Genomic DNA, 20,399 nt, shown 5'->3' on the forward strand with positions numbered 1-20,399 from the left:
TGAAAGCCCCTTCACGTTCACGCTTTTGTCCCTCGTTTCTGCATGCTGGCACTGCCACAGTAGCGCCACTTAACGTAAGGAGCAGACATGAACAGACAACAAGGATTTACCCTGATTGAGCTAATGGTGGTCATTGGCATTATTGCCATCCTGAGCGCCATTGGCGTTCCGGCCTATCAGAACTACCTGCGAAAAGCGGCGCTCACCGATATGCTGCAAACGTTCATCCCCTACCGCACCGCCATTGAGCTTTGCGCCCTGGATCGTGGTGGTGTGGATCGCTGCGACGCAGGCACCAATGCCATCCCCTCCCCGACAACCACACGTTACGTTTCAGCGATGAGCGTGGCGAAGGGGGTCGTATCGTTAACAGGGCAGGAAAGCCTTAACGGACTTGAAGTGCTCATGACACCGATCTGGAGCGACGGTAACGGAATGACGGGCTGGACGCGTGACTGCAAAATTGCGTCCGACACGGCGCTCAGACAAGCCTGTGAAGATGTTTTCCGCTTCGATAACAACTGACAGGAGTGGACAATGAATACTGAACAGCTTATGACGCTCTGTCAGCGCCATCACGCACTGCTACTCGCAAGCGACACCGACATGATCAGCATTGCGGTAGTGGGTAATCCTGCCTCTGAGCTGATGGAAGCGTTACGCTTCGCCACGCAGAAGCGTATTGATATTGAGTGCTGGACGGCCGAACGGATGGAAAAACGGCTTCAGTCCCTCTCATCATCACACCTGCCGGGCATAGCGCCAAACTCAGCCGCTGACGTGCTCAGTACAACCTTGCAGCAGGCAGTAAACCAGCGGGCTTCTGACATCCATATTGAACCGACGGAGCACGGCTACCAAATCCGTTTGCGAATCGACGGTGTTCTCTACCCGCAACTGCCGATCTCTGCCACCCTCGGGACGACGCTTGCCGCACGCCTGAAGGTGCTGGGTCAACTGGATATTGCGGAGCGCCGGCTGCCGCAGGACGGCCAGTTTACGGTGGAGCTGGCAAGCGTCCCCGTCTCTTTTCGTATCGCAACCCTTCCCTGTAGCGGTGGAGAAAAAATCGTGCTTCGTCTGCTTCACCAGGTACAGCAGGCACTGGAGCTTGAACAGCTGGGGATGAGCGCAGACCAGCAGGCCCGTTTTGCCGGGGCGCTTAACAGCCCTCAGGGGTTGATTCTGGTCACCGGCCCGACCGGTAGCGGGAAAACAGTGACGCTGTACAGCGCGTTACAGGTGCGAAATACCCCTGACGTCAATATTTGCAGCGTGGAAGATCCCGTTGAAATCCCGCTTGCAGGCTTAAACCAGACGCAGATTAATCCGCGCGCGGGGCTGACCTTCCAGAGCGTGCTGCGTGCCCTGCTCAGGCAGGATCCTGACATCATTATGGTGGGTGAAATTCGTGACGGCGAAACGGCAGAAATTGCCATTAAGGCGGCGCAAACCGGGCATCTGGTGCTGTCCACCCTCCATACTAATTCGACGACTGAAACGCTGGTACGGCTGCAACAGATGGGCGTCGCGCGCTGGATGATCTCTTCGGCGCTCTCGATGGTGATTGCCCAGCGACTGGTGCGCCGTTTATGTCCGTACTGCCGACAGGAAGCCAGCCGCCACACCGAATTACCCCGCACGCTGTGGCCCCGGCCGCTTCCTCGCTGGCAACCCACCGGCTGCGATCGCTGCTACCACGGTTTTTATGGTCGCGTAGCCATTTTTGAAGTGCTCGTCATCGACGACACGCTGCGGCAGGCCATCGCCAGCGGAGCAAGCACGGAGGTGATTGGGTCCAGCGCTCGTCAGGCGGGAATGACCTCTTTGTTTGAGCATGGCTGCATGGCCGTAGAACAAGGGCTGACCACGCTCGAAGAGCTGTTGCGCGTCCTGGGAATGCCCGATGGCTGCTAATTCGCTCTGGCGCTGGCGTGCCCTGAACACCGAGGGGGAGGTGCAAACCGGCACCCTCTGGGCCATCGACCGTGGCGCAGCTTACACGGCTCTGGTGCTTAAACAACTGCACCCGCTGGCGCTAAAACGCTGTCAGCAGCGCCACCGATGGCAGGTGCAGCACTGCTACGATATTTTTCGCCAGCTCGCCACGCTGCTACAGGCTGGACTCACGCTATCCCAAAGCCTGCACATGCTTGCGGAACAGCATCCTTTGCAGCACTGGCAGGCGCTGCTGCACAGTCTTGCTGATGACCTGAGCGAAGGTTGCGCCCTGTCAGAGGCCATGAAGAAATGGCCAGAGGTGTTTAGCCCTCTTTATGTCTCAATGGTGAAGACGGGTGAGCTGACGGGTAAGCTCGAAGCCTGCTGCCGTCAGCTTGCGCAGCAACAAAAATCCCAGCAGCAGCTCAGTGCGAAGGTAAAGAAAGCGCTGCGCTATCCGCTGATCATCCTGACGCTGGCCGTTTTCGTGGTGCTGGCGATGGTCACGCTGGTTTTGCCTGAGTTTGCTGCAATCTACAAAACGTTCAACACCCCGCTCCCTTTGCTCACGCAGGCAGTCATGGGGCTGGCGGCCTTGGTTCAGGCGCATATCCTCACCCTTTTGACCCTGCTCGTGGCAATGGTTGTCATCGCCTGTAAGCTGCGGCGGCATCCACGCTGGCAGTATGTCTTGTTACACGTACCGGTGATGGGCACGCTGACGCGCGGGCAAAAACTGGGGCAGATTTTTACCGTGCTGTCATTAACCCAGCAGGCCGGAATTGCCTTTTTACAAGGACTGGAGAGTGTGGAGGAGACCGTTGAGAGGGGCTACTGGCAGGAGAAACTCCGTGAGATACGCAGCGATATCGAACAGGGGATGCCCGTGTGGTCCTCCTTCCAGAAGGCCTCTGTTTTTACGCCACTGTGTATTCAGCTCATTCGCACCGGAGAAGTGTCGGGTTCACTGGATGTGATGCTGATGAATCTGGCCCGCCACCATACGGAACAGACATTTCAGCAGGCAGACAATCTGGCAGCGCTTCTTGAGCCTTTGCTACTGGTCGTGACGGGTCTGATTATCGGCACGCTGGTGGTGGCAATGTATTTGCCGATTTTCCATCTGGGGGATGCAATGAGCGCGGGGTAACGCTGGCGCACGGACGCGCGCCAGCCGTAGCCGTCAGAGGCTATTAAATACGCGGTTTTCCTGCTCCTGAACGCGGATAAACGTCGTGCGTTTCGTCAGCTCTTTCAGGCGGGAAGCACCAACGTAGGTGCAGGCAGAACGCAGACCGCCGAGGATATCGCGCGCCGTGTTTTCGACCGGACCACGCAGTGGCAGCTTAACGGTTTTGCCTTCCGCCGCACGGTATTTCGCGACACCGCCCACGTGACGGGTCATCGCGGATTCAGAGCTCATTCCGTAGAACAGCATGAATTTCTCGCCGTTCTCTTCCACCACGGTACCGCCGCTCTCTTCGTGGCCTGCCAGCATGCCGCCGAGCATCACGAAATCCGCGCCGCCGCCGAAGGCTTTCGCGACATCGCCTGGCATGGTGCAGCCACCGTCGCTGATGATCTGGCCGCCCAGACCGTGCGCAGCGTCAGCGCATTCAATTACCGCAGACAGCTGCGGATAACCCACACCGGTTTTCACGCGCGTGGTGCAAACGGACCCCGGGCCAATGCCAACTTTTACAATGTCGGCCCCGGAGAGGATCAGCTCTTCACACATTTCACCGGTCACCACGTTGCCCGCGATGATGGTTTTGGTTGGCCAGGCCTCACGTGCCTTGCTGACGAACTGAACGAAATGCTCGGAATAACCATTTGCCACGTCAATGCAGACAAAATTCAGCGCCGGATTGGCGTTCAGGATCTGTTTGGTTTTCTCGAAATCTGCATCAGAGGTACCGGTCGAGACCATCACATGCTTCACCACGTCAGCCGAGGCGGAGGCGACAAACGCATCCCACTCTTCAGCGCTGTAGTGTTTGTGTACCGCAGTAAGGATGTCGAATTGCGCCAGTGCGGTCGCCATCTCGAAGGTCCCGACGGTATCCATGTTGGCCGCGATAATCGGCACGCCAGACCACGTCTGACCGGAATGCTTAAAGGTGAATTGACGTTCGAGTTCAACGTCTGAGCGACTTTTCAGTGTAGAGCGTTTAGGGCGGATAAGAACGTCTTTGAAACCTAACTTCAGATCTTCTTCGATACGCATGTGCGGATTCCTGGGGTTAGAGGCAAATATATTAAAAGCACAACTCCAGTGACGCTATCATACGCACTAATACCTGCTCCGCAAGACTGCGAAATTCTCTTTTTTTACGCTACAATCCTATAAATTTACCTGGTAAAAAGCGGGTAAAGAGAGCTAAACATTGGCTGTTGTAAGTTTGAATTTTAAGCAACTGATTTTAAAACTGAATAATTCCCAGGATCTGATTTAATGGGGTATATCGTCGCATTAACCGGCGGCATCGGTAGTGGTAAAAGCACCGTTGCGCACGCGTTTGCTCGTCTCGGCATCACGATTATCGACGCCGATATCATTGCCCGTCAGGTGGTAGAACCCAATACACCCGCCTTAAACGCCATCGAAGCGCATTTTGGTCGCCCCGTGATACAGGCTGACGGCACCCTGAATCGTCGGCAGCTGCGTGAGTGCATATTTTCCGATCCAGCGGAAAAAGCCTGGCTTAATGCCCTGCTCCACCCCATTATCCACCAGGAAACTCAGCGTCAGATTGCCGCAGCCAGTTCGCCCTATGTGTTATGGGTGGTCCCGTTACTGGTGGAAAATCAGCTTCAAAATAAAGCAGACAGAACGCTGGTGATTGACGTTTCCCGCGAAACGCAAATCCAGAGAACCATGGCGCGTGACCATGTTTCACGCGAGCATGCTGAACAAATTCTTGCCGCACAGGCCACGCGCGAAGCGCGCCTCGCCATTGCGGATGATGTTATTGATAATAACGGCGCACCAGATGCCATTGCATCGGATGTTGCTCGTCTGCACGCGCAGTATCTGACCTTCGCCGCGCAGGCCGTTGCACAGGAAAAACCATAATGTCGACTCATATCCTTTTTGAGCATCCGCTTAACGAAAAAATGCGTACCTGGCTACGCATAGAATTTCTTATTCAACAGCTTTCACAACATCTGCCTGTCAACGATCACGCCACCGCGCTGCATTTTTTCCGCAACGTGGGCGATCTGCTGGATGTGATTGAACGCGGCGACGTCCGCACTGAGCTGTTGAAAGAGCTGGAGCGCCAGCAGCGTAAATTACAGGCCTGGGCCGAAGTACCGGGCGTGGATCAAAGTCGAATTGACGCTTTACGCCAGCAGCTAAAAAACAGCAGCACGACCTTGATGGCCGCGCCGCGCGTTGGCCAGTTTTTACGAGAGGATCGTCTGATTGCGCTGGTGCGCCAGCGCCTGAGCATACCGGGCGGATGCTGTAGCTTTGACCTGCCAACGCTGCATATGTGGCTGCACATGCCGCAGGAACAGCGCGATCGCCAGGTGAACAGCTGGCTGGGCAGCCTGGAGCCGATGAATCAGACGTTATCCCTGATCCTCGATCTTGTGCGTAACTCTGCCCCGTTCCGCAAACAAACCAGTCTCAACGGTTTCTATCAGGATAACGGCGACGACGCCGATCTTCTGCGCCTGAACCTGTCTCTTGGCGAGCAGCTTTACCCGCAAATTTCCGGGCATAAAAGCCGTTTCGCGATCCGCTTTATGCCGCTGGACAGTGAACATGGCACCGTGCCGGAACGCCTCGATTTTGAACTGGCCTGTTGTTAAGGAGTGCCAATGTCTGACGTAACCACCGTAAACTGCCCAACCTGTGGGAAAACTGTCGTCTGGGGAGAAGTGAGTCCATTTCGCCCATTCTGCTGCAAGCGCTGTCAGCTTATAGACCTGGGCGAATGGGCGGCGGAAGAGAAACGCATTCCGAGCGAAGGCGATCTCTCGGATAGCGATGACTGGAGCGAAAACCAGCAGTAACGTTCAAAGCCTGCTGGCGCTTCGCTTAGCAGGCCTACGGTTGTGCGGCCAGCCGGAGGATCACAGGCTCATTGGCAGGCGGAAATTTTTCCGCATCGCTGGCCTGAAGCTCAATCCAGTTACCCGGCTGCCCCTCTTTTCCCCACGGCTCACCTTCCCAGTTTTCAACCAGCCAGAACCACAGCGTGATGTGACGATCCGGAAACTGGTACTCCAGCTTATCGAACAGCGTTGCGCCAAGCGGGGTGATCCCCACCTCTTCCTGAAGCTCACGCACCAGCGCCTGCTCCGGCGTTTCACCTGATTCGATTTTTCCGCCGGGGAATTCCCATTTGTTGGCCATGTGCGCATCGGCGGCACGTTGGGTAATGAAGATCTGATTTTGCGGGTTGCGAATGATCCCGACAGCAATTTGCAGTGTTTTCATCATGTCACTTCCATAAAAAAGGCGCAGATATCTGCGCCTTTTCAGTTTGTTATGTTCTTAACTCAGACGGCCGTGGCACGCCTTGTATTTTTTGCCGGAACCGCATGGGCACGGATCGTTACGACCGACTTTACGATCGCCCGTCTGCGCTGCGATTGCCGCTGCGGCTTCGCTCTCATCGGTCTGATGGCTCAACTGCTGCATCTGTGCCAGACGCTCAGCTTCTTCACGACGCTGCTGCTCCATCGCTTCCACTTCTTCCGGCATACGCACCTGAACTTTGCTCAGGGTGCTGATGACTTCATACTTCAGCGACTCCAGCATGGCAGCAAACATGGAGAAGGATTCACGCTTGTACTCCTGCTTCGGATCTTTCTGCGCATAACCACGCAGATGGATACCCTGACGCAGGTAGTCCATTGCCGCCAGGTGCTCTTTCCACAGGGAGTCCAGGGTCTGCAACATTACGCCTTTCTCGAAGTGACGCATCATCTCTGCGCCAACCACTTCTTCCTTACGCTTGTAGACGTCCAGCGCGGTTTCGTAGATACGCTCGCGAAGGGTCTCTTCGTGCAGCTCAGGCTCTTTGTCCAGCCACTCTTTGATTGGCAGTTCGAGATCGAAGTCGTTTTTCAGACGTTCCTGCAAACCTTCGATATCCCACATCTCTTCCAGAGACTGCGGCGGAATGTGCGCGTCGATAGTGGCTTTGAACACATCTTCGCGAATGCTGTTGATGGTTTCGCTCACGTCGGACACGTCCAGCAGTTCGTTACGCTGGGTGTAGATCGCACGACGCTGGTCGTTGGCAACGTCATCATATTCCAGCAGCTGCTTACGAATATCGAAGTTGCGGCTTTCTACTTTACGCTGGGCGTTGGCAATCGCTTTGGTAACCCACGGGTGCTCGATCGCTTCGCCAGGTTTCATTCCCAGTTTACGCATCATGCCGGACACACGGTCAGAGGCGAAAATACGCATCAGCGCATCTTCCATAGACAGATAGAAGCGGGAAGAACCGGCATCACCCTGACGACCTGCACGACCGCGCAGCTGGTTATCGATACGACGAGATTCATGACGCTCGGTACCAATGATGTGCAGACCACCGGATGCCAGCACCGCGTCGTGACGCACCTGCCAGTCGGCTTTGATCTGCGCGATTTGCTCTGGGGTTGGGTTTTCCAGCTCCGCCACTTCGGCCTGCCAGCTACCGCCGAGCATAATATCGGTACCACGACCCGCCATGTTGGTGGCGATGGTTACGGCAGCCGGGTAACCGGCCTGCGCAACGATATCTGCTTCTTTAGCGTGGAACTTGGCGTTCAGAACGTTGTGTTTGATGCCCGCTTTAGTCAGCTCGTTAGATACCACTTCGGATTTCTCGATGGAGATGGTCCCCACCAGTACCGGCTGGCCCTTCGCGGTACGTTCGCGAATATCTTCAATGATCGCCTGAATTTTTTCCGCTTCAGTCATGTATACCAGGTCCGGCATATCCTTACGGATCATCGGACGGTTGGTAGGTACTACCACGGTATCCAGCTTATAGATGGAGCTGAACTCAAACGCTTCGGTATCTGCGGTACCGGTCATCCCCGCCAGCTTCTCGTACAGACGGAAGTAGTTCTGGAAGGTGATGGATGCCAGCGTCTGGTTTTCGTTTTGAATATCCACGCCTTCTTTCGCTTCCACGGCCTGGTGCAGGCCATCGGACCAGCGACGTCCCTGCATGGTACGGCCGGTGTGTTCATCGACGATGATGACTTCGCCGTCTTTAACGATGTAGTCAACGTCGCGGGTGAACAGGGCGTGCGCGCGCAGTGCGGCCGTTACGTGGTGCATCAGCATGATGTTGCTCGGGGAGTACAGAGACTCGCCCTCTTCCATAATGCCTTCAGCCACCAGCAGCTCTTCGATTTTCACCAGGCCGCGTTCGGTCAGGTTGACCTGACGCGCTTTTTCATCCACGGAGAAGTGACCTTCACCCTGGAAGGTATCGGAGTCTTCTTTCTCCTGACGCAGCAGGTGAGGAATGATTTTGTCGACTTTACGGTACATCTCGGAGCTGTCTTCGGCCGGGCCGGAGATGATCAGCGGGGTACGCGCTTCATCGATCAGAATGGAGTCAACCTCATCCACCAGCGCATAGTGCAGTTTACGCTGGACGCGCTCTTCCGGGCTGAACGCCATGTTGTCACGCAGGTAGTCGAAGCCGTATTCGTTGTTGGTGCCGTAGGTGATGTCCGCGTTGTAGGCTTCACGCTTGGCAGGTGCCGGCAGGCCGGACATGTTAATGCCTACTGTCATGCCGAGGAATTCGAACAGCGGACGGTTGTTTTCGGCGTCGCGCTGCGCCAGATAGTCGTTGACGGTAACAACGTGAACGCCCTTACCCGTCAGCGCATTCAGGTAAGCCGGCAGCGTTGCCGTCAGGGTTTTACCTTCACCGGTACGCATTTCCGCGATGCAGCGCTCGTTGAGCACCATCCCGCCCAGCAGCTGCACGTCGAAGTGACGCATGCCGAACACGCGTTTACTGGCCTCACGTACAACGGCGAAGGCTTCCGGGATCAGGCTTTCTAAGGTTTCACCTTTCTCCAGACGCGCACGGAACTCCGCGGTTTTCGCTTTCAGCTCATCATCAGTGAGCTTCTCCATCGCCGGTTCCATACCGTTGATGACGTTCACAGCTTTGCGCATGCGGCGAAGGGTACGATCGTTACGACTACCAAAAACTTTGGTTAACAATTTGATTAGCATAATAAATTCTCAAACGCCCCAGTCGGGCAGATAAATTAAGGTATTGAAAAAGGTTAATTTAGCTGAGGCGTTGAGGCCCGGCACGGATGCCGTGAACCTGGCTAATCCATGTCGAAACAGAGAAGGATGCAGGGGAAACAAAATCCGTTTGCGCCGTCTGATTTACGGTCACTGGCGGCTGGTTGTCCTGCGTCAGAAGCGCATTAAGCGTATCGAGCAGGGCAAGATGCTGAGCCTGAACCGGCAGCGTTTCTTCCGCAACAGGCATCGTCTGCGGCGCCATCGCGAACGACAGATGGCGGATAACCGTGCGAATCGCGTGCTGCTGCCAGTAATCAACGGAGAAATTGGGACGGCGGCTGGCTTCAAGCCATGCGAGATTAGTGAAGTTAACCCGTGTGGTGAGATCGTGTTTGGTCGTCGTGGAACGTGCTGGCGTGGCCGCGTCTGCGCTGTTGCTGAGCACAGGCAAGCCGAAACTCGCCGCGACCATCCCCAATAAGAGATGCGGCCAGAAGTAACGTCTGCCAAATTGTCGCCAGCGCGTCAGTATTCCGCTCACTTGCTCCACCACGTTCGCCCGCCAGTGCAGGCTGAGTTCAGTTATTCTTTTTTAGCGCCCAGATATTACCACTAAAGCCAATACACGGCAGCAGGAATGACACCTTGCAGCAGGTAAAAACGGTCAATAATGCAGCGAACACACCGTTATTCGGCACCCGACACAGGCCAGGGGTGAGGGGGACAAATTAAAGAAGGGCAGAAATAAAAACGACTGGCTTCCCTGGTCGGAGAGAGTACCAGGTGAACCAGTCGCTTTTCTTACGAAACGGCTTCAACCGTTACGCCAGGACCATAGTCGGGGCTTTGAACGCCAGCGGCAGTTCAGCTTCGTCTTCGAAGGTCACATATTCCCAGGCTTCCTGTTTTGCCAGGACGGCCTGCAACAGTTTGTTGTTCAGTGCATGACCGGATTTAAACGCGGTAAATGCACCAATGATGTTGTGACCACACATGAAGAGGTCGCCGATCGCGTCCAGCATTTTGTGACGAACAAATTCATCTTCAAAACGCAGGCCGTCTTCGTTCAGTACGCGATAATCGTCAACAACGATGGCACAATCGAAGCTGCCGCCCAGGCACAGGCCGCGGGATTGCAGATATTCGATATCACGCATAAAGCCGAAGGTACGTGCTCGGCTGATCTGACGCATGAACGCATCCGCAGAGAAGTTCATCGCATAGCGCTGGGTGCTGGAGTCAATCGCCGGATGGTTAAAATCGATGGTGAAGTCCAACGAGAAACCATTGTACGGTTTGAATTCAGCCCATTTGTCGCCATCTTCGACGCGAACGGTCTCTTTAATGCGCACAAATTTCTTCGCGCAGTTCAGTTCTTCGATGCCGGCATCCAGCAACAAATAAACGAACGGAGCAGCACTCCCGTCCATGATCGGGATTTCTGGCGCATCGACTTCAACCATAATGTTGTCGATACCCAGACCCGCCAGGGCGGCGTTCAGGTGCTCTACGGTAGAAATCCGCACGTCATGCTCGTTCACCAGACAAGTACAGAGCATAGTATCACGCACAGATTTGGCATCGGCCGGAAAATCTACCGGTGGATTCAAGTCGGTGCGACGATAGATGACCCCGGTATTGGCCGGCGCAGGGCGTAACGTCAGGGTGACTTTCTTGCCGGTATGTAAACCGACACCCGTCGCCTGAACGATACGTTTAAGTGTCCTTTGTTTGATCATCGTATAATCTCGCCAAATTAACTATCCAACCGAGAGTGTATATCACTAACGGTGGGCCAGTTTAGCACAAAGAGCGCAAATCCCCAAATTCCAGCCAATTCTTAGTCAGCTTGCTTACGCAGGAACGCCGGGATATCCAGATAATCTGGCTCTTTTGCCGTTTGTGGAGTTGGGTCGTTCACAACTTTCGCAGCGGGTTTTTGCTCCTGAGTCAGAGGCGCCATACCGTGCTGCTGGTAACGATCCATAACCGGCTGCTGAGTCTGTTTGTTGGTCACCAGGGTGATCTCAGGACGCTTGTCCATACCGATACCGGTGGCCACAACGGTCACACGCAGTTCGTCGTTCATTTCCGGATCAAGGGACGTACCGATAACGACGGTCGCGTTGTCAGAGGCGAACGCACGGATGGTGTTACCCACGGTTTCGAACTCATCCAGACGCAGGTCAAAGCCAGCGGTAATGTTGACCAGCACGCCGCGCGCACCAGACAGATCGATATCTTCCAGCAGTGGAGAAGAGATCGCCATTTCAGCGGCTTCTTCCGCACGGTCTTCGCCGCTCGCCACGCCAGAGCCCATCATCGCGTAGCCCATCTCGGACATCACGGTGCGAACGTCTGCAAAGTCAACGTTCATCAGACCAGGACGGGTAATCAGTTCAGCAATACCCTGAACCGCGCCTTTCAGCACGTCGTTTGCCGCGCCAAAGGCGTCCAGCAGAGAGATACCGCGACCCAGCACTTTCAGCAGCTTGTCGTTCGGGATGGTAATCAGAGAGTCCACGTGCTTGGACAGCTCGGTGATACCCTGCTCCGCGAAAGCCATACGCTTCTTACCTTCAAAGTTGAAAGGCTTGGTCACGACAGCAACGGTCAGAATACCTAAATCTTTAGCGACTTCCGCCACAACGGGTGCTGCACCGGTACCTGTACCGCCGCCCATACCCGCTGCGATGAAGACCATGTCTGCACCGTCCAGTGCAGCGCGCAGCGCTTCACGATCTTCTTCAGCCGCGTTGCGGCCCACTTCCGGGTTAGCCCCTGCTCCCAGACCTTTGGTGATGCCACCACCGATCTGAATCGTCTGGCCAACAGCCGTTTTACGCAGCGCCTGCGCATCGGTGTTCACCGCGAAGAATTCAACACCTTCGATGCGCTCGCGCACCATGTGCTCTACGGCGTTACCGCCGCCGCCACCGACGCCGATGACTTTAATCACCGCGTCGTTGGTTAATTCCATAGGTTCAAACATAATCTCTCTCTCCGTTGTGCCTGTCGCCCGAGACCGCTAATTCTCTCCGGTCTCTTAAAAAAATTAAAACTCTTTTCGCAACCAGGTGTTAAGTCGTTTGACCCAAGACCCCACCGAGACGCGTTTTTCCACTTCTGCTTCACCACTCAAATGGGATTCTTTCCCGTAGTGCAGCAGGCCCACGGCCGTTGAGTAATACGGCTCCTGAGCGTAATCCGTTAAACCGGTAATATTCAGCGGCGCACCAATACGCACCTGCGTATGGAACACGCGCTGAGCGCAGGCCGCAAGACCTTCAATTTGCGCTGCCCCGCCGGTTAATACAATCCCCGCCGCGAGATGATGTTTCACACCCTGCTGGCGAAGCTGTTCCTGTAACTGCAAAATCTCTTCGTTGACCAGGTTGAGCAGCTCGGTATAACGCGGCTCAATCACCTCTGCCAGCGTCTGGCGTTGCAGGCTGCGCGGCGGTCGCCCGCCTACGCTCGGCACTTCAACGCTCTCGTCTTTGCCGACGATAGAGCCCAGCGCGCAACCATGGCGCACTTTAATCGCCTCTGCATCGCTCGGTGGCGTACCAAAGGCGTAAGCGATATCGCTGGTCACCACATTCCCGGCGTACGGGATCACTTTGGTGTGGCGTAACGCACCGCCGGTATAGACGGCCATGTCCATTGTACCACCACCAATATCGACCACACAGACGCCCAGTTCACGTTCGTCTTCGGTCAGCACGGAATAGCTCGCGGCAAGACCGGCGAAAATGAGTTGGTCAACTTTCAGGCCACAACGTTCAACGGCTTTTACAATGTTCTTCGCCATATCGTTGTGACATGTGATCAGGTGCACTTTTGCCTGCATACGCACGCCCGAGAGACCGACCGGATTCTTGATACCTTCCTGGTAGTCGATCGCGTATTCCTGCGGGATCACATGCAGCACACGGTGCTCGTCGCGAACACGCACGGATTTCGCCGTGTGGACAACGTTCTCAACGTCTTCCTGCGTCACCTCTTCTTCAGAAATCGGCACCATACCGATTTCATTCTGGCAGCTGATGTGCTTACCAGACAGGGCCAGATAGACAGAGGAAATCTGGCAATCTGCCATCAATTCAGCCTGGTCGATGGCGCGCTGAACGCATTTCACCACCGACTCAAGGTCGTTTACCCCACCTTTATCCATACCACGGGAGGGGCAGCTGCCCACGCCAATGATATTGACCATACCGTCGGGCAGAACTTCCCCTACCAAAGCGGCAACCTTCGCGGTGCCAATCTCCAGTCCTACTACCAATTTTCTGTCCGTCGACTTGATCATTGTTGTTCTGCCTGTACCTGTGCCTGATTTTGTTGCTGATTAGGTTCCTCGACCGGAGCCGGCTCCCAACCGACTGCTGCGCCTGAGTCATAGCGCAAATCAACGTAGCTTATCCGTTTGCCATCCGTCTGCGCCTGCTGCTGTAAAACCGGGTAAAGTTCTACAAAACGCGCCAGACGTTTCATTGTGTCGCCGCGGCCAAGATTGAGCTTAATGCCATTCGTTAGGGTCAACTGCCAGGAACGGCGCGCCGTCATCGCAGCATCTTTTAACGTAAAGCGATCCTTAGCCAGCACCTGCCCCATCTCACGAAAACCCTGCAATACTTCGTTTTCGCTGCCTTCCGGGCCATACAACATCGGTAAATTCTGCTTGTTGACACGATCGCTCGGGACGCTGAACGAATTTCCGTCTACGTCAACCATATGCTGATCATTCCAACGCGCAATCGGCACATATTCAACCAGATGAATCTTCAATTCATCAGGCCATTGTTTTCTGACACTCGCCTGTTTTATCCACGGCAGACGTTCAATCTGACTCTGGATAATGTTGACGTCCTGCGTCATAAAGGTGCCAGGCGACCCAAGCGCCAGAATCGACTGGCGAATGTCATCGTTACGCGTGTAGTGTCGCTCCCCGGTCACCACCAGCTTCGACAGCGGCAACCGCTGCGCGTCTTCCATCCAGCCCAGCACCATCCAGCCGCTGATAAACACGGTGCACAGCACCCCGAGCAGGAAGATGATCCCTGCAAGACGCGTTCCATTACTCCGGCGCGAAGAGGAGTATTCTTCTTCGTCATCGCGGTTGCGCGTGTTCAATGCAGCCTGAGACATATCAGCCCGCCTGGTCCAGAATACGTACGACTAACTGCGAGAAGCTCATTCCCGCCTGACGCGCCGCCATCGGCACAAGGCTATGGCTGGTCATACCCGGAGACGTGTTTGCTTCCAGCAGATAAAATTGCCCGTCACCGTCAAGCATCACGTCAATGCGTCCCCAGCCACGACATCCCAGCACATTCCAGGCTTTAAGCACCAGAGACTGTAATTCGGCCTCACGCTCTGCTTCAAGACCCGCTGGGCAGAAATATTGCGTCTCATCAGAGAGATACTTCGCCTCATAATCATAGAAGACTCCGGCGGGTTGGATGCGAATTGACGGTAAAATTTCTTCGCCAAGCATCGCGACGGTAAATTCCGGCCCGCTAAGCCATTTTTCAATCAGAACTTCTTCATCATGTTGAAATGCCAGTGCTAAAGCGTCAGCCAAATCTACAGCTTTATCGACTTTGGACATTCCCACGCTCGACCCTTCACGGCTCGGCTTCACAATAACCGGTAAGCCCAGTGCCGCAATGCGTGTATTAACGCTGTCCGACAGACCCATTTCATATTCACGACGCGTCAGTGCAACCCATGGCGCAACGGGCAGGTCCGCCCCCTGCCACAGCATTTTGCTGCGCAGTTTATCCATGGAGATGGCGGATGCCATCACGCCGCTGCCGGTGTACGGCATACCGATCAGCTCCAGCAGCCCCTGCAACGTGCCGTCTTCACCGCCGCGACCGTGCAACGCGATAAAGGCTTTATCGAAGCCCATCGCTTTCAGCTGCGTGACGTCCACCTCTTTCGGATCAACCGGATGCGCGTCCACGCCACCTTCACGCAGGCCCGCCAGCACGGCAGCGCCCGAATTCAGAGAAACCTCGCGTTCGGCGGAAGTGCCGCCAAACAGGACAGCAATCTTATCAGCCATGACGCTCGTCCTCCTGAGTTTGCGGCTTCAGTTTGATTTCAGCTAAGGTACGGGCGATTTTGCCGATATTTCCCGCGCCCTGAATCAGGATCAGATCGTTACCCGTCAGGACCGGGGCAAGCATTTCAGCCACCTGAGCCGGGTCGGGAACCAGAATAGGATCCACTTTACCGCGTCCACGGATGGTACGACATAAAGAACGACTGTCCGCACCCGGAATCGGAGTTTCACCCGCTGCATAAACATCCAGCATCAGCAGGGTATCAACCTGCGAAAGGACGTTGGCAAAATCGTCATACAGATCGCGAGTACGCGTGTAACGGTGCGGCTGGAAGATCATGACCAGATTCTTTTCCGGCCAACCCGCGCGTGCCGCTTTGATGGTTGCGTCCACTTCCGTCGGATGGTGACCGTAGTCGTCTACCAGCATCGCAGAACCTGGCTTACCGTTTACCGGCTCCAGCGGGAATTCACCGAGGAAGTCGAAGCGACGGCCCGTCCCCTGGAAGCTCTCCAGTGCGCGCAGGATCGCTTCATCGTCAATGCCTTCTTCTGTCGCAACAGCCACCGCCGCTGCCGCATTCAGGGCGTTGTGACGTCCCGGAGCGTTCAGGGTGACATGCAGCAGGTCTTTATCCTGACGCGCGAGGGTGAAATGCCCCTGCGCACCGATCTGCTTGTAATCTTCTACGCGTACATCCGCGTCTTCGCTGAAGCCGTAGGTCGTAATTTGACGCCCGACGCGCGGCAGCAGCTCGCGAATAACCGGATCGTCCACGCACATCACCGCACGGCCATAGAACGGCAGGTTGTGCAGGAAGTTAATAAAGGTCTGCTTTAAGTTCTCGAAGTCGCCCTGGTAAGTGTCCATATGGTCAGCTTCGATGTTGGTGACGATCGCCACCATCGGCTGTAGATGCAGGAACGACGCATCGCTCTCATCCGCTTCCGCAATCAGATAACGGCTGTGGCCCAGACGCGCATGCACGCCAGCGGCTTTCACCAGACCACCGTTAACGAACGTCGGGTCGAGACCCGCTTCCGCATAAATGCTGGAGACCATCGCTGTTGTGGTGGTTTTACCGTGCGTACCGGCCACCGCAATGCCGTGACGGAAACGCATCAGTTCCGCCAGCATTTCCGCGCGACGGATCACCGGGATGCGCGCCTCATGCGCCGCAACGATTTCCGGGTTATCCGCGGAGATAGCGCTGGACACCACAACCACGCTCGCATCGCTCACGTTTTCCGGGCGATGATTGAAATAGATAGTCGCCCCCAGCGACGCCAGCTGCTGCGTAACAGGGTTTGGCGCCAGGTCAGACCCGCTGATCTGATAGCCTTCGTTAGCTAACACTTCGGCAATACCGCCCATGCCAGCACCACCGATGCCGACAAAGTGAATGTGCCGGACGCGACGCATCTCGGGCACGATAGAACGCAGTTTTGCCAGTTGTTGTGTATTCATTCTCTAAACGCCATCGACTACTTCAAAAAAATCGTGCAGCGCAACACGCACTGCGAGAATTATGCCTGGGCTGCCAGGCTCACTTCTTTTGCCACCCGTTCCGTTGCATCCGGGATAGCGGTCGCGCGTGCGCGTTGCGCCATCTCCAGTAATACATCCCGGTTCCAGCCCGCCAGGGTAGTGGCGACCGCATCAGCGGTAAATTGTGGCTGCTCAAAAATCTTCGCAGCACCCGCTTTCTCAAGCGGCAGCGCATTCCAGTACTGCTGTCGGTCTTTGTGCTGGAACGGCACAAACAGCGCCGGTAAACCGGCGGCGGCGATTTCGCTCACCGTCAGCGCGCCCGAGCGACAGACCACAACATCGGCCCAGGCATAGGCTGCGGCCATATCATCAATAAATTCAGTCACTTTATGCTGCGGCTGACCTTCCTGCGCGTAGGCCTGCTCAACGGTCTGCTGAGCGCCCTTCCCGCTCTGGTGCCAGATGGTCACCGCATCACCCAGTTTTGCCGCAACCTGCGGCATCGTCTGGTTTAAAATACGTGCGCCCTGGGAACCGCCGACGACCAGCACGCGCACCGGCCCTTCGCGACCCGCCAGACGCGTATCTGGCAGCGGCAGCGCCAGCACGTCCACACGTACCGGATTCCCTACGACATCCGCTTTCGGGAATGCCCCGGGGAAGGCCTGCATAACTTTGGTGGCGATTTTTGCCAGCCATTTGTTGGTCAACCCGGCAATACCGTTCTGCTCATGCAGAACAACGGGGATGCCCAGTGACCACGCCGCCAGTCCGCCCGGACCGGAAACGTAACCGCCCATGCCCAGAACGACGTCAGGCTTAAAACGCTTCATAATGGCGCGCGCCTGACGCCAGGCATTGAAAATGCGCACCGGCGCCAGCAGCTGCGCCTTGATCCCTTTGCCACGAAGGCCAGAAATACGAATAAAGTCGATCTCGATACCGTGTTTAGGTACCAGATCGGCTTCCATGCGGTCTGCGGTTCCCAGCCAGCGTACCTGCCAGCCCTGTTCCATTAAATGGTGCGCAACCGCCAGTCCCGGGAACACGTGTCCACCGGTACCGCCTGCCATCACCATTAACCGCTTCGGTTGATTCATCGTGAACCTCGTGTAAACGCCTGAGCTTTCTCCAGACGCGTTTCATAATCTATGCGTAACAAAAACATGATGGCCGTCGACATGATCAACAGACTCGAACCACCATAACTGATCAACGGCAACGTCAGACCTTTGGTCGGCAGCATACCCGCTGCCGCCCCAACGTTTACCAGCGCCTGGAAGCTAAACCAGATACCAATTGAGCAGGCCAGGAAACCGGAGAAGCGGTGATCGATCTCCAGCGCTTTCCGGCCAATCGACATGGCGCGGAAAGCGACGAAGAATACCATTAATAGCGCCAATACCACACCGATATAACCCAGTTCTTCCCCAATAATGGAGAAGATGAAGTCGGTGTGCGCCTCCGGTAAATACTCCAGTTTTTGTACCGAGTTGCCCAGGCCTTGACCCCAGACTTCGCCGCGGCCAAACGCCATCAGCGACTGCGTCAGCTGGTAACCGCTGCCGAACGGATCTTCCCATGGGTTCCAGAACGAGGTCACACGGCGGATACGGTAGGGCTCGGCGAGGATCAGCAGCACCACCGCCGAAATCCCCATCCCGATGATGGCAATGAACTGCCACAGTTTTGCGCCCGCCAGGAACAGCATCGCCAGCGTAGTGACAAACAGTACGACTACCGTACCGAGGTCGGGCTGCGCCAGCAGCAGGATCGCGAGGACCAGAATCACGCCCATCGGTTTTAAGAAGCCACGAAGGTTGTTACGAACTTCGTCAACTTTACGCACCAGGTAGTTAGCCAGGTAGCAGAACAACGACAGTTTGGTGAACTCCGCGGGCTGAATACGCAGTGGCCCAAAGGCAATCCAGCGTGATGCCCCGTTAACGGAGCTCCCGACAACCAGAACGATCAACAGCATGATGATTGAGGCGATGAGCATGGCTGTACTGTGCCGCTGCCAGAACGACATCGGCAGGCGTAAGGTGATCATTGCCAGGCAGAACGCGAGAATGATGTACAGCCCGTCACGCTTGGCAAACAGGAACGGGTCGTTTGCCAGACGCTGTCCGACAGGCATTGACGCCGAGGTGACCATAATAAAGCCGATCGCCGCCAGCCCCAGCGTGAGCCAGAACAGCGTGCGGTCGTACATGATCAGGCTGTCGGAATCTTTATCCCGGGAAGCCATCACCCAGCCTTTCAGCGCCGTAAACAGCCATACCAGGATACCAAATCCTGGCAGGCGCGGCATTTTCAGACGAGGGAGAGATAAACGCATCAGCCTAACTCCTTCGCCAGGCGGGTAAAGACATCACCCCGCTGTTCGAAACTCTTGAATTGATCGAGGCTGGCACAGGCTGGTGAGAGCAGTACCATATCGCCGGGCTTCACGCGTGGGGCGATGAGGCGCATCGCCTGCTCCATGGTCTCGGTTTGCTCGGCGACTTCAGGACGCAACGCTGCCAGCTCGCTGCCATCGCGGCCAAAGCAATACAGGCGCACGTTATCACCGTTGAGGTACTGCTTTAGCGAGGAGAAGTCAGCCGATTTACCGTCGCCGCCCAGCAGCAGGTATAGCGTGCCATCAACGTGCAAACCGTTCAGTGCCGCCTCGGTGCTACCCACGTTGGTCGCTTTGGAATCATTAATCCAGCGTACGCCGTTGTGCTCCAGCGCCAGCTGGAAGCGGTGCGCCAGGCCGGTAAAGGTGGTCAGCGCCTTCAGGCTTGAAGATCGCGGCAGGCCAACAGCATCCGCCAGCGCCAGCGCCGCCAGGGCATTAGTGTAGTTATGCTGGCCGGAGAGCATCATCTCTTTCACGTTCAGCACTTTCTCACCTTTCACACGTAGCCAGGTTTCGCCCTGCTGACGATTAAGGTGATAGTCACCCATGTTAATACCGAAGCTAATGCAGCGTTCGTCTGCGCCGCGCACCGGCATGGTGAGTGCATCATCGGCATTCACTACGCAAACTTTGGCATTTTCATAAACGCGCAGTTTGGCCGCACGGTACTGCTGCAAGCCGAACGGGTATCTGTCCATATGATCTTCGGTGACGTTTAGGATCGTCGCCGCCGCCGCATGCAGGCTTGAAGTGGTTTCCAGCTGGAAGCTGGAAAGCTCAAGGACGAACAGCTCACACCCTTTATCAAGCAGCATCAGAGCGGGCAGACCAATGTTACCGCCCACGCCGACATTTTTGCCCGCCGCCTTCGCCATTTCCCCCACCAGCGTGGTGACGGTGCTTTTACCGTTTGAACCGGTAATGGCGACGATCGGGGCCTGCGCCTCCCGGCAGAACAGTTCGATATCGCCGACAATCTCAACGCCCGCATCCGCGGCGGCGCTCAGGGAAGGATGCGCCAGCGCCATACCGGGGCTGGCAACAATCAGATCGGCGGCCAGCAGCCACTCATCATTCAGACCACCCAGGTGGCGTTCAACCTGCTCCGGCAGCTTGTCCAGACCCGACGGAGAGACGCGCGTATCCATCACGCGCGGCGTCACGCCACGCGCAAGGAAAAAGTCCACGCAGGAGAGGCCGGTGAGGCCTAACCCGATGATAACGACTTTTTTGCCCTGGTAATCTGCCATGA

At 55.9% G+C, this 20,399-nt stretch carries 19 protein-coding genes; 6 read left to right on the forward strand and 13 right to left on the reverse strand.

Annotation, left to right across the window (positions count from 1 at the left end):
* Window positions 1-87: 87 nt before the first annotated feature.
* From ppdD to hofC, 3 genes are read left to right on the forward strand one after another with little or no spacing between them, the layout of a single operon-like run.
* The gene (gene ppdD / locus O1722_RS19350) at window positions 88-525 is read left to right on the forward strand and encodes a prepilin peptidase-dependent pilin (protein ID WP_479954375.1); all 438 of its coding nucleotides are present in this window, start codon (window positions 88-90) and stop codon (window positions 523-525) included.
* A 12-nt stretch (window positions 526-537) separates the two neighbouring features.
* The gene (gene gspE, locus O1722_RS19355) at window positions 538-1,917 is read left to right on the forward strand and encodes a type II secretion system protein GspE (protein WP_032671436.1); all 1,380 of its coding nucleotides are present in this window, start codon (window positions 538-540) and stop codon (window positions 1,915-1,917) included.
* Window positions 1,907-3,091 (forward strand): protein transport protein HofC, encoded by a 1,185-nt coding sequence (gene hofC, locus O1722_RS19360; protein WP_033486448.1) that lies wholly within the window; start codon window positions 1,907-1,909, stop codon window positions 3,089-3,091. Before gspE ends, hofC begins: the two co-directional genes overlap by 11 nt.
* A gap of 33 nt (window positions 3,092-3,124) precedes the next feature.
* Here hofC and O1722_RS19365 read toward each other — a convergent pair whose 3' ends face one another.
* Window positions 3,125-4,168 carry a GMP reductase gene (locus O1722_RS19365; protein WP_017383777.1) on the reverse strand — a complete coding sequence of 348 codons (1,044 nt, stop codon included), beginning with the start codon at window positions 4,166-4,168 and terminating at the stop codon, window positions 3,125-3,127.
* 228 nt (window positions 4,169-4,396) lie between these two features.
* Here O1722_RS19365 and coaE point away from each other — a divergent pair, with 228 nt between their 5' ends.
* The 3 genes from coaE to yacG are packed head-to-tail and all read left to right on the forward strand — an operon-like array spanning window position 4,397 to window position 5,964.
* Window positions 4,397-5,017, forward strand: a complete 621-nt coding sequence (gene coaE, locus O1722_RS19370; protein WP_032103181.1) for a dephospho-CoA kinase — start codon at window positions 4,397-4,399, stop codon at window positions 5,015-5,017.
* A complete protein-coding gene (gene zapD / locus O1722_RS19375) occupies window positions 5,017-5,760 on the forward strand; it encodes a cell division protein ZapD (protein ID WP_015572676.1) in 744 nt (247 codons plus the stop codon). Before coaE ends, zapD begins: the two co-directional genes overlap by 1 nt.
* Window positions 5,761-5,769: 9 nt before the next feature.
* A complete protein-coding gene (yacG, locus tag O1722_RS19380) occupies window positions 5,770-5,964 on the forward strand; it encodes a DNA gyrase inhibitor YacG (protein ID WP_003856332.1) in 195 nt (64 codons plus the stop codon).
* Between the two features lie 34 nt (window positions 5,965-5,998).
* On the opposite strand, the gene mutT is transcribed toward yacG, so the two are convergent.
* From mutT to murD, 12 genes are all read right to left on the reverse strand, one after another.
* Window positions 5,999-6,391: an 8-oxo-dGTP diphosphatase MutT gene (mutT, locus tag O1722_RS19385; RefSeq protein ID WP_026080649.1), complete on the reverse strand. Its 393-nt coding sequence runs from the start codon at window positions 6,389-6,391 to the stop codon at window positions 5,999-6,001.
* Between the two features lie 57 nt (window positions 6,392-6,448).
* Window positions 6,449-9,154, reverse strand: a complete 2,706-nt coding sequence (secA, locus tag O1722_RS19390; protein ID WP_015572673.1) for a preprotein translocase subunit SecA — start codon at window positions 9,152-9,154, stop codon at window positions 6,449-6,451.
* 58 nt (window positions 9,155-9,212) lie between these two features.
* Window positions 9,213-9,716, reverse strand: a complete 504-nt coding sequence (secM, locus tag O1722_RS19395; protein WP_032103219.1) for a secA translation cis-regulator SecM — start codon at window positions 9,714-9,716, stop codon at window positions 9,213-9,215.
* A 280-nt stretch (window positions 9,717-9,996) separates the two neighbouring features.
* Complete coding sequence (lpxC, locus tag O1722_RS19400) at window positions 9,997-10,914, reverse strand: UDP-3-O-acyl-N-acetylglucosamine deacetylase (protein ID WP_003856337.1); 918 nt, start codon at window positions 10,912-10,914, stop codon at window positions 9,997-9,999.
* Between the two features lie 101 nt (window positions 10,915-11,015).
* Window positions 11,016-12,167 (reverse strand): cell division protein FtsZ, encoded by a 1,152-nt coding sequence (ftsZ, locus tag O1722_RS19405; RefSeq protein WP_003856338.1) that lies wholly within the window; start codon window positions 12,165-12,167, stop codon window positions 11,016-11,018.
* Between the two features lie 63 nt (window positions 12,168-12,230).
* On the reverse strand, window positions 12,231-13,487 hold the full coding sequence (gene ftsA, locus O1722_RS19410; protein ID WP_003856340.1) for a cell division protein FtsA: 1,257 nt from the start codon (window positions 13,485-13,487) through the stop codon (window positions 12,231-12,233).
* The gene (gene ftsQ, locus O1722_RS19415) at window positions 13,484-14,326 is read right to left on the reverse strand and encodes a cell division protein FtsQ (RefSeq protein WP_003856342.1); all 843 of its coding nucleotides are present in this window, start codon (window positions 14,324-14,326) and stop codon (window positions 13,484-13,486) included. Before ftsQ ends, ftsA begins: the two co-directional genes overlap by 4 nt.
* Before the next feature lies 1 nt (window position 14,327).
* Window positions 14,328-15,248: a D-alanine--D-alanine ligase gene (locus O1722_RS19420; protein ID WP_033486446.1), complete on the reverse strand. Its 921-nt coding sequence runs from the start codon at window positions 15,246-15,248 to the stop codon at window positions 14,328-14,330.
* Window positions 15,241-16,716: a UDP-N-acetylmuramate--L-alanine ligase gene (murC, locus tag O1722_RS19425; protein ID WP_003856345.1), complete on the reverse strand. Its 1,476-nt coding sequence runs from the start codon at window positions 16,714-16,716 to the stop codon at window positions 15,241-15,243. The genes O1722_RS19420 and murC overlap by 8 nt, the downstream gene beginning before the upstream one ends.
* A 59-nt stretch (window positions 16,717-16,775) precedes the next feature.
* A complete protein-coding gene (murG, locus tag O1722_RS19430; protein WP_033486445.1) occupies window positions 16,776-17,840 on the reverse strand; it encodes an undecaprenyldiphospho-muramoylpentapeptide beta-N-acetylglucosaminyltransferase in 1,065 nt (354 codons plus the stop codon).
* Window positions 17,837-19,081: a cell division protein FtsW gene (ftsW, locus tag O1722_RS19435; protein ID WP_006810115.1), complete on the reverse strand. Its 1,245-nt coding sequence runs from the start codon at window positions 19,079-19,081 to the stop codon at window positions 17,837-17,839. Before ftsW ends, murG begins: the two co-directional genes overlap by 4 nt.
* Window positions 19,081-20,397: a UDP-N-acetylmuramoyl-L-alanine--D-glutamate ligase gene (gene murD / locus O1722_RS19440; protein WP_017694517.1), complete on the reverse strand. Its 1,317-nt coding sequence runs from the start codon at window positions 20,395-20,397 to the stop codon at window positions 19,081-19,083. The genes ftsW and murD overlap by 1 nt, the downstream gene beginning before the upstream one ends.
* Window positions 20,398-20,399 lie beyond the last annotated feature (2 nt).

It is taken from the genome of Enterobacter cloacae complex sp. HYC003_NIDB, from assembly GCF_056673375.1.